General features: G+C 59.4%; 12 protein-coding genes and 1 pseudogene. 7 read left to right on the forward strand and 6 right to left on the reverse strand.

Annotated features, from left to right (window positions below; translation table 11 throughout):
• Positions 1-22: 22 nt before the first annotated feature.
• Complete coding sequence (locus ACA067_RS10665; protein ID WP_497461705.1) at positions 23-688, forward strand: c-type cytochrome; 666 nt, start codon at positions 23-25, stop codon at positions 686-688.
• Complete coding sequence (locus ACA067_RS10670) at positions 685-1668, forward strand: c-type cytochrome (RefSeq protein WP_497461706.1); 984 nt, start codon at positions 685-687, stop codon at positions 1666-1668. Before ACA067_RS10665 ends, ACA067_RS10670 begins: the two co-directional genes overlap by 4 nt.
• 92 nt (positions 1669-1760) lie before the next feature.
• Here ACA067_RS10670 and ACA067_RS10675 read toward each other — a convergent pair whose 3' ends face one another.
• Positions 1761-2039: a hypothetical protein gene (locus ACA067_RS10675; protein WP_497461707.1), complete on the reverse strand. Its 279-nt coding sequence runs from the start codon at positions 2037-2039 to the stop codon at positions 1761-1763.
• Between the two features lie 292 nt (positions 2040-2331).
• On the opposite strand from ACA067_RS10675, the gene ACA067_RS10680 reads away from it, so the two are divergent.
• The gene (locus tag ACA067_RS10680; protein ID WP_497461708.1) at positions 2332-2529 is read left to right on the forward strand and encodes a hypothetical protein; all 198 of its coding nucleotides are present in this window, start codon (positions 2332-2334) and stop codon (positions 2527-2529) included.
• A gap of 104 nt (positions 2530-2633) precedes the next feature.
• Here the strand turns inward: ACA067_RS10680 and ACA067_RS10685 are convergent, their stop codons facing one another.
• Positions 2634-3851 (reverse strand): DUF3422 domain-containing protein, encoded by a 1218-nt coding sequence (locus ACA067_RS10685; RefSeq protein WP_497461709.1) that lies wholly within the window; start codon positions 3849-3851, stop codon positions 2634-2636.
• A 217-nt stretch (positions 3852-4068) separates the two neighbouring features.
• Between ACA067_RS10685 and ACA067_RS10690 the strand changes: the two genes are divergently transcribed.
• Entirely contained in the window at positions 4069-4353 is a 285-nt protein-coding gene (locus tag ACA067_RS10690) for a hypothetical protein (RefSeq protein WP_497461710.1), read from the forward strand.
• A gap of 137 nt (positions 4354-4490) precedes the next feature.
• Here ACA067_RS10690 and ACA067_RS10695 read toward each other — a convergent pair whose 3' ends face one another.
• Both ACA067_RS10695 and ACA067_RS10700 read right to left on the reverse strand, forming a co-directional pair.
• Positions 4491-4856 carry an avidin-fold protein gene (locus ACA067_RS10695; protein WP_497461711.1) on the reverse strand — a complete coding sequence of 122 codons (366 nt, stop codon included), beginning with the start codon at positions 4854-4856 and terminating at the stop codon, positions 4491-4493.
• A gap of 899 nt (positions 4857-5755) precedes the next feature.
• Positions 5756-6139 carry a DUF6124 family protein gene (locus tag ACA067_RS10700; protein WP_497461712.1) on the reverse strand — a complete coding sequence of 128 codons (384 nt, stop codon included), beginning with the start codon at positions 6137-6139 and terminating at the stop codon, positions 5756-5758.
• Positions 6140-6850: 711 nt separating this feature from the next.
• On the opposite strand from ACA067_RS10700, the gene ACA067_RS10705 reads away from it, so the two are divergent.
• Positions 6851-8062 (forward strand): MFS transporter, encoded by a 1212-nt coding sequence (locus tag ACA067_RS10705; protein ID WP_497461713.1) that lies wholly within the window; start codon positions 6851-6853, stop codon positions 8060-8062.
• 290 nt (positions 8063-8352) lie between these two features.
• On the opposite strand, the gene ACA067_RS10710 is transcribed toward ACA067_RS10705, so the two are convergent.
• Positions 8353-9885, reverse strand: a complete 1533-nt coding sequence (locus tag ACA067_RS10710; protein ID WP_497461714.1) for an MFS transporter — start codon at positions 9883-9885, stop codon at positions 8353-8355.
• 173 nt (positions 9886-10058) lie between these two features.
• Here ACA067_RS10710 and ACA067_RS10715 point away from each other — a divergent pair, with 173 nt between their 5' ends.
• Together ACA067_RS10715 and ACA067_RS10720 are read left to right on the forward strand one after the other, a co-directional pair.
• The gene (locus ACA067_RS10715; RefSeq protein ID WP_497461715.1) at positions 10059-10946 is read left to right on the forward strand and encodes a LysR family transcriptional regulator; all 888 of its coding nucleotides are present in this window, start codon (positions 10059-10061) and stop codon (positions 10944-10946) included.
• A gap of 166 nt (positions 10947-11112) precedes the next feature.
• A pseudogene (locus tag ACA067_RS10720) lies at positions 11113-11774 on the forward strand (quinone oxidoreductase family protein); the annotation flags it as partial.
• A gap of 317 nt (positions 11775-12091) precedes the next feature.
• Here ACA067_RS10720 and ACA067_RS10725 read toward each other — a convergent pair.
• Positions 12092-13984, reverse strand: coding sequence for a sigma-54-dependent Fis family transcriptional regulator (locus tag ACA067_RS10725; protein ID WP_497461716.1), 1893 nt, complete (start codon positions 13982-13984; stop codon positions 12092-12094).
• Between the last annotated feature and the right edge of the window lie 264 nt (positions 13985-14248).

Raw genomic sequence — 14248 nt, forward strand, 5'->3', positions numbered from 1 at the left:
AAAAAAAAAGGAGCCCCGAACCATGAATCTTGCAACGAGATTCGGCCTCAAGACCAGCATTATCCTCTGTATTTTTATGCTGGCGACCGCAGCAAACGCCGGGCCCCAAGGGCAGAAAATCTACACCCAAGGGGGCGAGTCCCCTGCCGCCATGGCCTGCGCCACCTGTCATGGCGCCAATGGGATGGGCACCGATAGCGCAGGATTTCCCCGTCTAGCGGGCCTGCCGCAGGGTTATCTGGTCAAGCAGCTTGAGGATTTTCGCTCAGGCAAGCGGGCCAACGCCGTGATGCAACCCATCGCATTGGCGCTTGACGATACCGAAGGCAAGGCTGTTGCCAGCTATCTGGGTGCGTTGGATATCGCTGCGCGGAGTGTTGATTCAGATCCCACGGGAAGTAATGGCAGCGCTGCTGAAAAACTGGTCAAACAAGGAGACTGGAGTCGTAACATTCCTTCCTGTGCGGCTTGTCACGGGGTGGGTAACCGCGGCGTGGGAGAAAGTTTTCCTCCGCTCGTTGGCCAGTCCGGCGCCTACATCGCAGCACAGTTGAATGCCTGGCGCAGCGGTACGCGCAAGAATGATCCAAATGACTTGATGAGTCATATTGCGCGCTCGCTGAGCGACTCCGAAATCAAAGACTTGTCAGCCTATTTCGCCAGCCTGAGCGGGGAGGCTAAACAATGAACTTTCCAGCGAAAATACTTCTGACTGTAGCGATAGCTGTGCCGTTTTTGGCTGCGAAGACGTTTTACGAAGAGCGCGACATGGCGCCCATAATGAAGGACTCGGTCGCACATCCAACCGTTGAGAATGCTCACAACGACTCAGTAGTGGTGGGTGAACCGACCCGGCAATCCAGCCCTTTGGAATTTACTCCACCGCAAGAGGCGGAGCTGCCCGACAATGCATTCGGGGTACTGGTGCGGGAAGGGCGGGATATTTTCATCAATACCCAGAAAAACGCCCCTGAGTTTGTGGGTAATGGACTTAACTGCAGCAATTGCCACCTCGATCAAGGTCGCAAGGCGGGGTCTGCTCCTCTTTGGGGAGCTTACGGCATGTACCCGGCCTATCGAAAAAAGAACAACAAGGTCAATACGTTTACCGAGCGTATGCAGGGTTGCTTCGAATTCAGCATGAACGGCAAGGCACCCTCCAGTGATAGCCATGTGATGAAAGCGCTCGGCACCTATGCCTATTGGCTCTCGACCAAAGCGCCTGTGGGCGTGGACCTTCCGGGGCGCCTCTATCCTGTTATCCCTGCACCTGAAAAAGGCTTTGATCTGGTTAAAGGGAAACAGATTTATGCCGAACAATGCTCCATCTGCCATGGCGGGGAAGGGCAGGGCCAGAAATCCGCAGGAGTGTTTGTATTTCCGCCACTGTGGGGCAAGGATTCCTACAACTGGGGTGCGGGGATGCACCGTATCAATACTGCCGCCGGTTTTATCAAGCAAAACATGCCACTAGGTAAGGGCGGATCCCTGACTGATGACGAAGCCTGGCATGTCGCCGCCTACATCAATAGCCATGAGCGACCTCAGGATCCGCGTCTGGTCGATAATTCCGTTGAAAAGACCCGCAAGAAATACCATGAGGGCGACGGCGTAAACTTATACGGAGAGTCCGTTAATGGCGTGATGCTGGGGCAAGGCATCAACTAACCGACTCAACGCTGGCAGCGACGCCGTGCATGAACACGGCTTCGCGCGCCATATCATCTTCTGACCGCCCTCCCGATCTCGCGGATGCGGCACTATTTCGCCGTAGACCGCGCCCCTCCCACCCGACGGTCGGACTTTTCCTCGAGTTGGATAGCGAAATCCGTGGCCTCTTGGTAGTTACGGAAGATCCAGGTCTTGCCAGTGTATCGCTCGATGACCTGGAAGATGCCGAGCTTCTTGGTCACCACCTGGAAGCGAGCACCGCGGCGCGACTTCAGGTGATTGCGCCGGAAGAAATCCATGGATGCTTCATTGGAGTGGACGAGCAGGGCGCCTAGCTCATCGATGCGCTGCAGGAAGGATGGATGCATGTCTGATCCTCGAAGTGGGGAACATGTATTCGCAAGCACTTGTGCCGCTAGTTGCTTGCCTATGCAGGCAGAGGTGTGTTCTGAACTAAAGGTGACCTGAAGGTAACGGTGACCTAAAGGTGACGGATCTATTTAGGCGAGCACAAACGATCCTGCCTAAAATAGATAAGTCCATTTTTGGCCATCGGGTTTTTTGTTCACATACCGTTCGTCCAAAGTTCCGCACTTGCAGTGTCTCGCAGTTACTAATGTTCAAGCACGTAGATCGCGCGCATCAGAACGGAGAGCCGGCATGGACATTGATGAAAATGCTCCTGGAAACATATCTCAGAAGGGCGTAACGAGCGGTACGGATAACGAAGCAGGCCATGATCCCAGGCGCGATGAATCTGAAGTTCCGCTGCCTGCGGACGACGAAGCACCGGTGGATGAAGAATTGGCGGATTTGGATGCCAACAACTCAGTGTCGAGTGGGCGTCCCAATCCCTGATGACCACCGCAGCCACGGCGGTCCCGTCGTGGTCTGGACGTCGATATCCGGTTAGTGCGACGTTCGGGATCAACCCCGGCGGCCCGCCCCCCCTGCGATGTGTATCAGTGCCCTTTAACCTTCTTGATGCGCAGCACAATGAGCGCAAGGATGCCGATCGCGAGGGGCGTCATGGCCAGCATGGCTTCCCGTGGGGCCACTTCGACACCGAGCAGGTGCAACCCCGAATAGCCAAGCTTGAGCAGGTTCAGCAGGTAGTAGGTGATGGCGATGATCGACAGGCCCTCCACCGCGCGCTGGATCTTGATCTGGGCATCGGCGCGGGCGTTCATGCTTTTGAGGATCTCCGAATTCTGCTCTTCCATTTCCACCTGAACCCTGGCCTGCAACAGATCGCCCAGGTTGGCCACGCTTTTGGCCAGGTGCTCCAGACGCTGTTCGGTGGCGGTGCAGTACCTGACGGTGGGCTTGAAGCGGCGATCGATGAACACCCCTAGCCGCTGGCAATCCCCCACATGACTTTCCCGCAGTTCGCCCAGGCGCTCGAATACCAGTTGGGCGTAGGCCTGGGTGGCGCTGAAGCGATGGCGGGTTTTCGCGGTACAGCTGACTACCTGGGCCGAAAGGCTGGAGATGTCCGCCAGCAGGGCTTTCGCGTTGCCACTGTCGGCGTCGGCGTTACGCCCGGAAAGCGTGACCAGGGTCTGGTCAAAGACGTTGAGTTGCGCGCTCAAGGTCTTGGCCGTGGTCAAGGACAGCGAGGCCATCATCCGGTAAGTCTCGATTTCCAGCAGGCGGCGGATCATCCGTCCCTGGCGGTAGGCGTTGAGGCGCCGGTTGACGAACAGGAGGCGGTTGCTGCCGTCCTCGCGGAGGCGAAAATCGCTCCAGACCACCGCGTCGCCGCCGCCCACACAGGAACCGCACGGGTCCTTGAAACCGTAGGAGGCAAGGTCCAGGCCGGCTTCGCCACGCACGACGATCTGCACCGAGTTGATCAGCTGCGGCAGATGCCCTTCGACCTTTTGCGCCAGCACCTCGGGCAGCGATGTCCAGGACAAGTCATCGCAGGATGAAGTGACCACCAGGGTCAAGGTGAAGAATTCGGCGTGGCGTTCCCATTTCAGGGCGTGGCCCTCGAGTCGGGTGATGCCTTGGGCGGCATGAGGATCGATCGGACCAGGGCAGCAGCGCTCCAGCAGCGCATTGCACTGCGGTTCCGTGCCGAGAAAAGCCATGTGAAACACATGGGCCGGCTCGTCGAAATACAGTGACGGGCGCGCGTGCAGTTCGTTGTGCAGGGTTTGTCTTTGCGGATGCATGCTGTTCAGGCCATGTTGGTCGACTGCTGTTGTTAGTGGGACAGGTGGGCGAACTCACGAGTCACTTGCAGTCAGCGATACTTTTCTGGCGATGTTGCCAGTGACCGACTTGGCTACATCACCCGCCGTGTGTCGCCGCGGTTCTCGCCGGCTAGCGTGATTCGCTGAAGTGGGGTATGACAAAAGACCGACATAGAGCCGGATCAAGGAGCAGCAAATGAAGCTGACAGTAGATCGCCCGCGGCCCCCTATTCTCACCATCGAAAGCGGCAAGGGGGCTGGAAAGGAGATCATGGCGAAGCCAACGTGGGGCGACGATAACGATCCTTTACCGGTGTCGGTTTGGGTAGTCGTTAATACCGAGTCGGGTGAGAACGTTATCGATAAGATCGGTGGCCCTTTTGAGAGCATTGAGCAAGCTGAAGAGCTGGCACTTGAACGTGCCACTGCTTGGTACGATGGCGGGGGTGGATACGATCATGACAATGGATTAAAGCCGTAATAGGTTACGGTGGGTCAGCCAGCCTGTGACATCGGCACGGCCTTCAGGTCGTCTTTTTCGTCCGCTCCATCCGGGTAAGGCTTCAAGTCGGCGCGGGTGTACTTGCCCGCCCTGACTGTGTAGTTGCTGCAGTTCGGCTATGCGCCAAGCTCGACGTAGCTGGACTCCCCACCTCCCGTCGCGCCCGACAACCAACCCCATACGAAGGTCAGAGTAGTACGTCCTGCGTGATCAATGCCTACCGTGCCACGAGACCAGCCGGCCAGCATCTCACCATCCGTCGTCAAGCACTGAAAAAGAAGCTCGATGGTATCGGGGCCTGTCGCGCGTCCGACCTGATGACCCATGCGGATCCGGCCGCCTTGGTAAGTGCCCGATATGGCATCTTCCTCGACATGGTAATGAAATACTGTGCCTGTACCGGATAGCCCTTGGGCGTTGTCCGCTACCGTAAATCGGCGATTGTTCAAACGTTCGCTGATTTGAGAAAAGGGGATTTCCATAAGTGTCGCGTCCTTTTAGTCGAGATGTTCCCTTGCAGTCTTCGATTATCTTAAGCCATTTTGTCGCGGCGCAGATCTGAAGACGCAAAGCAAAGCAAGATCAAAAGATCGCAGCCTCGCTTCACTCGACAGCTCCTACACGATCACCGGTGTACAGATGAATTGTGGTCAGCGCCGAACCCTGGTAGGAGCCGGCTTGCTGGCGAAGGCGTCGTCATGGGCGCTGCAAGGCGCAAACGCCTGGGAATCGGGGCCTGGGTCGGAACGGCAAGGCGATTGCGCAACGCGCCGCGGCGTTCGACATGCACATCCGCTATCATGGTCGGCGTCCGCGCATTTTGCTGGGGCGCCGCTGTCTACGCCCATCCCAGGGTGACATGAAGCCCCGGTGGCACGCGGTTAGAGAGTCTCGCTTATCCGCTCATATTCGGATTCCAACCAGGCTGCGCGGTCCCGAGCCTCCTCGATGGTCGAGAATGAATCTATTTTCTTTCCGCACTCGGTATCGACCGAGAACATCGCGGTGCCATTGGTAGAGTGATCTACGACTTGGAATTTCATGATGGGACCCTCGGGGGCTGGAGCCGGGTAATTGGAAAGCGAAAAGGTCGTTCGAATCAGTGAAGGCGGACAGGAATGAGCGCAATTGAGCGTCAGGGATCCGTATGACCAGTCGGTGAATGTTGACTAGCGGTATCAATGGATCGTTCAATTGCGCAGAGGTTGAGAGTCTGCGCGACGAGATTCGCGTGATCGAGAACGCTCTTGATGACGAACACGATGTCTCGTCAGGTTTGCGGAAAAGGTGACTGGAAAAGGTGACTGATCTATTTATCGCTTTTTGCCATGAAATAGATCAGTCACCTTTTAGTCGGTCATCTTTTAGCCAAAGGGCTTACTCATTCGGCCTCAGTCACCCGCACCTGTTCGCGCGGATCGATCTGATCCAGCACCCGGTTCGCAGTAACTTCTGCCAGCATGATGCTGTTGGAAATGCCCAGCAAGGCGTGGCGCGATCCACCGTCCAGATGATCCACCAAGTGATGAACCATCACATCGACTGAGGCCAGCGTTTCGACCAGATAAACCACCAGGGTTTCGGTCGTAGCCTCTGGGTCCACGTTAAATAATGTGCAGGGCGTACGTGGCTTGGCTTTAATGTCAGCAGTCGTCGGAAAGTGGTAGGAGAGGGCGCGCTCGCCTGCCTCGTTGAAGTTGTTTGAATCAGGTTCGAACGGGGAGGCCGGATCGGTGTCCGGCGGATTGGGTGTGACCTTGAACATGGTGAATCTCCGTCTACGAGTTCAAGCTGCTCCATTCGGTTCCAAGCGAAAGGGTGGCAGCTGTACGCGGGTTGGAACCCGGGGTAAACGGAACCCGGCAGACCCGAAGGTCTCCCGCGCACAGCCGCCATAACGGAGTGCACACATTAAAGGCGCGCAAGCATACGTTATGAAGGGCGCTTTTGCGCCGTTTACTCATCGGGGTTCCAAGCCCGGTCGCTGAATTGGCAGCGACACGGAGACGATAGAGATGGGGGGCAAAGCGCACAAGCCGGCGGATTCTGGTGTAACCGTAGGCAACGGCGCAAGGTCTTGTAGCTTTCAGGAAGTAAGCTGGCGGGTGTTTAAACATGTTCTTGCCGCGGATGTTTAATCTGACTGAAAGGCGACGGATCTACTTTGCGATAAAGCTGATGTCCAATAAAAAAGACGGGATAAGCCCCATTTGATGGATTTGGCCGCAGGAAAGGGCCGGCATATCTAAGTCTAAAAGCAAAGCAAGATCAAAAGATCGCAGCCTCGCTTCGCTCGACAGCTCCTACAGGGCAGGATTGGCGTGCTTTCGCCGTCCTGAAAAAAAGTATCAGTCAGCATTACCTCACGCGTTAGCCACGACCCTCCTTCGATGGGATTCTTGCCTCGGCGCTCGCCGATCCTGTTACGCGCATGTCGGCTGCTGCTTTACCTACAAATACAAAAAAAGGAACAACCATGGTCACTCGCGAATCGTCTCGAGGATTGTTGCTGGGCATGCCTGTCTGTCTGATATGGGGTTACGTTGCCATTGCTCTGTTCATGACAGGGGACGGCATTGAGCTGGCTTTCCTGTCGCGGTACATCGTTGACCTCGGTTTCACTCCGACCCAGGCTTCCTTGCTGTTCACGGTGTATGGCCTGCTCGCAGCCTTGTCCAGCTGGAGTTCCGGTGTGCTGGCCGAGACCTTCGGCCCACGTCGAATCATGCTGGTCGGCGTCGTGGCCTGGCTGGTCTTCCATGGGTTGTTTCTGACGTTCGGCCTGAGCGCACAGAACTATCCGTTGATGGTGCTTTTCTACGGCATCCGCGGGCTTGCCTATCCCTTGTTCATCTACGCATTCCTGGTCTGGATTGCTCAGGTCACGCCCGGTGCTCGCCTTGCTTCAGCGATGGGGTGGTACTGGACAATGTATTCCATCGGTATCGGTTTTCTCGGGACGTACCTGCCGAGCCTGAGCATCTCGCGGATCGGTTTTATCGGCACGTTATGGATGGCGACATTCTGGGTCGCGCTGGCGGCGGTGTTGATTGTGTTCATGGTCAAGGATCGAGGTGCGGCACGGGAGAACACGCCTGCACTGCTCGCCGAACGTTTGCGCGAGTTGAGCCGAGGGGTCACGATCCTGTTCGATCAACGCAGCATTCTGATCACGGCCATCGTGCGAATTATCTGCAACCTGACGCTGTTCGGTTTCCCGGTCATCATGCCGCTGTACCTGACGTCGGCCGAGATTGGTTTCACCATGGAGCAATGGTTGCATCTGTGGGGTGTGATGTTCATCGTCACCATTTTCACCAATGTGATCTGGGGATGGGTCGGTGACCGGATCGGCTGGCTACGGCAGATGCGCTGGTTCGGTTGTGTCGGCGGTGCGCTGGCGACCCTGGCGTTCTATTACGTGCCCCTGATGTATGGCGCCCACTTCGAACTGGCGATCGTCGCTGCGGTTGCACTGGGCATTTGCGTCTCAGCGTTCGTGCCCATGGGCGCGGTCTTTCTCGCTATTTCCCCCGAGCGTCAGGGGGCGGCCATTTCTGCCCACAACCTGGCCGCCGGGCTGTCGAATTTCATGGGGCCGGCCATCGCGACCCTGACGATTTCCTGGCTGGGGTGCAAGGGGTGGTGTGGGTCTACGCATCGTTGTACCTGGTGGGCGCGGTGTTGACCTGTTTCATTCGTGTCGAGCAACCCGGACTCGGGTCGGACGCCGAGCCGGTACCCCATTTTCCGGCCCGTGCCCGTCCTGAAGAAGCCATGTGAACAAAGGGATACGAGATCCGTGGCGGTCACGTAAGCAGGCTGGACACCATGAATCCTCGAGCACTGTGGGAAGCTGCACGAAAGCCTTCCACTGGGGTGATGAAACCGAAGATGAGCAGAGCCTTCCCCGCTGGATACCCGCGTATAGCCGATGCTATGTGCGGTCGGGGGGCCGAGAGCCTGTCCCAATCGGATTCATGCCGCGGCTCCCACTTCTTCATGCGCACGCGATCGACCCAGCAAGGCGAACACTAGCAGCGCAGTCAGTGCCGAAGAGGCAGCCAGGATGTACAAGACCCAGCGGAATGCCCGGTCGTAGGTCGCCAGCAGCAAGGCGCGCTCGCCGCTGACAAGGGCACTGGCATGCGCCAGATCGCCGAGCGCGGCGCGATTGGCGGCCTCGATCACAACGGCTGGATCGGCCGCGGCTAAAGTGCCGAGCAATCCGCCCTGAATTAAGAACGCCAGCATCGCGCCCGCCACCGCGATGGCAATCCCATCGGCCGAAACACGCACGCAGTTGAAGATGCCGGTCGCCATACCTGCACGTTCTGTCTCCACCACGCTCACGGCCATGCCATCCATCAGCCCCCAAGGCAGGCCAATGCCTGCGCCGATCAACGCCAGCGGCGCTACCAGCGCAGGGCCGGCCCCGCCGGACAACACCTGACCCACCCAGACCAGTCCGGCCGCCACCAGCAGCAGCCCGACGCCAGACAGCATGCCGGAGGTGAACCAGCGCGACAACAACGCGGTAAGGAACGGCACGACCAGTAGCGGCGCAGCCAGGGCGATCATCATTTGGCCCGCTTCCAATGCGCTCAGTCCGTCGATTCCGATGAAGCGGCCCGGCAGCATCACGATCAGTGTGACAAAGAAGAAGGCCGGCGATGCGGCCAACACCTGCACGCCGACGAAGCGCCCACTGCCGAATAACGAAAGGTCGAGCATCGGGCGCGCGACACGGCGTTCGATGCGTACAAATGCGATGAATAGCACGACTGAGGCCAATAGCGTGCCGAGCACCGAAGCGCTGCGCCAGCCTTCTTCCGGCGCCAGCAGGATGCCGTAGGTGAACAAGCTCAGCGCGGCGGTGAAGCTGAGGGCGCCGGGCCAGTCCAGGCCGGTAGAGTCTGGGTCTCGGGACTCCGTGGCGCTGACCCACACCAGCAGGAAACCGGCCACGCCGATCAGCGCCGTCGCCAGGAACACCCAGCGCCAGCCCGCCACCTCCACCAGCCAGCCTGCCGCCAGCGGCCCGAAGGCCAGGCCGATGCCAAACGTGGTGCCGAGCAGGCTGAACACACGTGTACGGATCGGGCCGTGGAAGGTCTGTGCCAGCGAGGACATGGCGCCCGCGAAGGCGGCTGCGCCGCCCAGCCCTTGCGCCAGGCGCAGCCCGTCGATCCAGCCGAGCGTCGGCGCCAGCGGGATTAAGAACGTCATCAGCACGAATAGCACCAGGCCGACCAGCCACACGCGCTTGCGGCCATAGGTGTCGGTCAGGCTGCCGGCCGCCATCATGGCGCTGCCGTAGGTCAGGATGTAGCCGTTGACCACCCAGTTCAGTTGCACCGCCGTCCCGCCCAGTTCCTGACTGATGGACGGCAGCACGACGGCCGGCCCGGTGAAGCACAGCGGGATCAGGATGCCGGTCAGGCAGGCGGCAAGCAGTTGCAGCCAGTCGCGTCCGGTGGTACCGCTTGTGGCGGTCAGGGCTTGTGTCATGGGAAACATCCGCAAAGAGTCATTAGAGGGTCAGGCAGCCGTCCCATATCTCGAAAGCCAAGCAAGACAGCCGGATCCAACCTGTGCAGCCGTCAGCGTAAGTGCGGGCTCGATTAAGAAAAATAGGCTAAGGTTCCGAACATATCGGACAAATTTTCTTAGAACGGTGAAGAATGGACTCCCTTAACGGCATCACGTTCTTCGTGCAGGCGGCGCAAGACCGTAGCTTTTCGCAAGCCGGGCGCGTGCTCGGCGTCTCGTCTTCCGCCGTGGGCAAGAGCGTGGCCCGGCTGGAGGAGCGGCTGGGCGTGCGCCTGCTCCACCGCAGCACGCGCAGCATCACGCTGACCGCCGAGGGCACGCTATTCCTGGAGCGTTGCCGGCGCATCCTCTGCGAGGTCGAGGCGGCAGAATTGGAACTGTCGCAAACCCGGCAGGCGCCCCGAGGCAAGTTGCGCGTGAGCATGCCGCTGGTCAGCAGCTTGGTCATGCCGGCGCTGACGGCCTTCATGCACCGCTACCCCGCCATCGAGTTGGACGTTGATTTCTCGGATCGGATGGTCGATGTAATCGAGGACGGATTCGATGCCGTCATTCGCACTGGAGAACCGACTGATTCCCGGTTGATGTCCCGTGCACTGGGCACCTTCAAGCTGCTGCTAGTCGCCTCGCCCTTTTACTTCGCCGCGCGCGGCACTCCGCGCGTGCCCGCCGACCTGACGGGCCACGCCTGCCTGCAACATAAGTTCCCGAGTACCGGCAAGTTCGAGTCATGGCCCTTGGGCAGGCAGGAGGGCGAGGCAGAACCCGTCCTCTTGGCCTCGATGGTATGCAACACCACCGAAGCCCTGTTTCACATCGCCCGCGATGGACTTGGAATCGCCTGCCTGCCGGACTTCATGGTGCGTGATGCCATTGCGGCCGGCGAACTGGTGACGGTGCTGGACGACTTCAACCAGCATCAGGGCACCTTCCGCATGCTTTGGCCATCGAGCAAGCACCGGGCGCCGAAGCTACGCGCATTCATCGACTTCATGGGCGCGGAGCTTTTCAAAACCTGATCCGGACTGGGCACCGGATAAGTCATCCACCGCATGCACTGATGCCGGCGGCCAACTGTCATGAAATGAAAAGCCATTGTCGTCTGATGAGAAGCGGCTGGCCAGGCTGCGTCCTACAGTCCAATCAGCGCAAATCGACGCTGCACAGACTGGAGAACAAGACAACATGGCCAACGCCGTACGCTTCTACGAAACCGGTGGTCCCGACGTCCTGCGCTATGAAGAGGTCGACGTCGGCGAACCCGGTCCAGGCCAGGCCAGGTCCGTCTTCGTCATGTGGCGGTCGGCCTGAACTATGCCGACACCTATTTTCGCAATGGCACCTACCCGATCCCGATGCCGAATGGCATGGGGGTTGAAGCGTCCGGTGTGGTCCAGGCCATCGGCGAAGGGGTGACCAACGTACAGGTGGGCGATCGCGTCACCTACACCGGTTTTCTCAACACCCTGGGTGCCTACAGTACCGAACGCCTGATCCCGGCCGCGCCGTTGATCAAGCTGCCGGAAACCATCAGTTTCGAGACGGCCGCCGCCATGACCATGCGCGGCCTGACGTCGTCGTACCTGATGCGTCGCATCTACGACTTCAAACCCGGCGACAGCATTCTGCTGCACGCGGCTGCCGGTGGTGTCGGCCTGATCGTTTCGCAGTGGGCCAAGCTGCTTGGCCTGAACGTGATCGGCACCGTGTCCACCGAGATCAAGGGTGACATTGCCCGGGCCCATGGCTGCGATCACGTCATCAACTACAGCCACGAAGATGTCGCCCAGCGCGTGCGCGAGTTGACGGACGGCGTGGGTGTGAACGTGGTGTTCGACAGCGTCGGCATCAGGATCCGGTGTCGCCGCGCAGCCAATAGAGGGGCGCCCGGTAGAGCGCCGTGGTTCGGGAGCAGTGCAATCCACGAAGTTTTTCGTAGGCCCATTTCCAACCGTGCTTAGCTGCGCTGCTCATCCCATGTCCCTATATCATGGCCATCCTTCCGGAATGGTAGCAGCTAAATAATCAATCGGATCCAACTTGTTTCAGGCGTCAAAAATTTGTCCCTGCCTTCTGGAGTGCGTTCTTTTTCCTCAAGAAATCACCCTATTACTCTGCAGCAGCGATGGCTGTTCGTTGTGCCATTCTGTCGACAGCCACCGTTTCACGTTCGACCTCTGCCCGGCATATCGATGGCATGCTGATGCACTCGTCGATACAGCGTGGCCCGAGAGATGCCCAAAGCCTTGGCCGCGGCAGTGGGTTTCCAGCGATGACGGACCAGGGCATCGATGAGTGCCTGGCGTTCCGGACTTGCGCAACGTTCCACGCAGTCGCCCGGGATCGGATCATCGACGCCGTGGCCGAGCAGTTGCCCGGGCAAGTCGCTCGACAGAATCAGGTGGGTCTCGCACACCGCGCAGGCGTAACGCAGTACATGCCGCAGTTCGCGTACGTTGCCCGGCCAGCGGTAGCCAAGCAGGCATTCCAGGGCGGCGTCGCCCAGTTGCATCGATACACCGCAGGCCGCCGATTCTTCGTCCAGTATCCGGTTGATCAAGGCCAGTCGATCACTGCGTTCGCGCAACGGCGGTAATAGGAAGCGCGCGCCACTGAGGCGAAAATACAGGTCTTCGCGAAACGCGCCAGCGTTGACCAGTGCTTCCAGGTCGCGATGGCTTGCACAGATGACCTGAATGTCGATCGCTTTGCTGCGTGACGCCCCCAGCGGCGCCACTTCGCCCTCGGCCAGAACTCGCAGTAGCCGGGTTTGCAAGGGCAGGGGCATGTCGCCGATTTCATCGAGAAACAGGGTGCCGCCATCGGCTTGTTCCAGCAGGCCTTGCATGCCTTTGCTCGACGCACCGGTGAAGGCGCCGGGTACATAACCAAACAGCTCGCTTTCAATCAGGTTTTCCGGAATGGCCGCGCAGTTCACCGCGATAAAAGGCCGCTCGCAGCGGCGACTGGCCTGGTGCAGCTGGCGGGCGAAAACTTCCTTGCCGGAGCCGGTCTCGCCCTGGATCAGCACGGGTAAATTGCGATCCTTGACCCGGACTGCCAGGCGCAGGCCTTCTTCCAGCCGCGGGTCAAGTTCGGCTTGTGTGGGTACCCGACGCGCAGGGTTGCGTTGTGCTCGACGAGGCATGCTGAGCCGCCCGTGCAAGACATGGCGGCCACCCTGGCATTGAAGCAGGCAGAGCGATTCGTCCCGGGCCCGATGCAACAATTGCTGATCAAACACCTGGCTGATGTGTTCCGGCAGTCGACCAAAGCCTTGCAGCAATAGTTGCCGCGCCGCGGGGTTCAGCGCCTGCAGTCGGCCCTCGTCGTCCCATGCGAGCAAGTAGTCGGGTTGACTGTCAACGTAACCCGGGCTGTCATGAGCCCGCAGCACCCAATAACCCTGGGCACTGCTCATGAAAAATGCCTGTTCTATTTCCCGCGCGCTTTGCACCACCATCTGCCGGATCAGGTGTTGGGAGCGACGGTCGTCCGGGGAGCGCACCGCGGATACGTCGAGCACCCCGAGCAATTCGCCTCGGTGGTCGAAGACCGGTGCGGCAGAGCAGGTGAGGCCGATAAAAGCGGCGCGAAAGTGATCGTGCTTGTGCACTGTGACCGGTGCGCGCGCGGTCAGCACCGCGGCCACGCCACAGGTGCCTTCCTCGCCTTCCGACCAGCAGGTGCCGAGGTACAGGCCCGCTTTGCGGCAGTCATTGCGCAGGGTGCTTTCCACGCGGTAGTCGATGGTCTGGCCCTGGGCGTCGGTGAGCAGCACGCAATAGTCGGCATCGCGCACCCGGCCATGGAGGCGGGCGACTTCTTCGCTGGCGATGCGCAGGAACAGCTCGGAGCGTTCCCGGCACTCCTGCAGCACGTTCGGTGAAAGGATCCGTGGACCTTGTAATGAGCCCGGGTCCAGGTGGTGTTGCTCCATGGAGCGGCGCCAGGAATCGAGTATCAACTCCGGCACCGGCAACTGCGGCAGGTGCGCTGCATTTTTCAAGACACGGCTGACGCAATCGACATGCGCCTTCGAGTGTGCGGAAAGCATTAAGGCCTCCGGTTCCATCTTCTTTTAGTTGTGCGGCTATTAAGCGCCGTTCATGGACGCTCGACAAGCGTCGGTTCACCCACGGCGAAGGTGAGACGCAACGTCTCAGCGTCTCATGGCCAGCCCGTGTTGGCTGACATGGGACGTCTCATTCAAGCGAGATCCGGATCACCTGTAACACCGCGCAATACCGCTCTGGAACAGGTGTCCTGGCGCTTTTTTGCGAATCTGGCACCGGCCTTGCTCTAGCGCTTGCAACAGTCC

Source organism: Pseudomonas sp. LBUM1674, assembly GCF_059695635.1.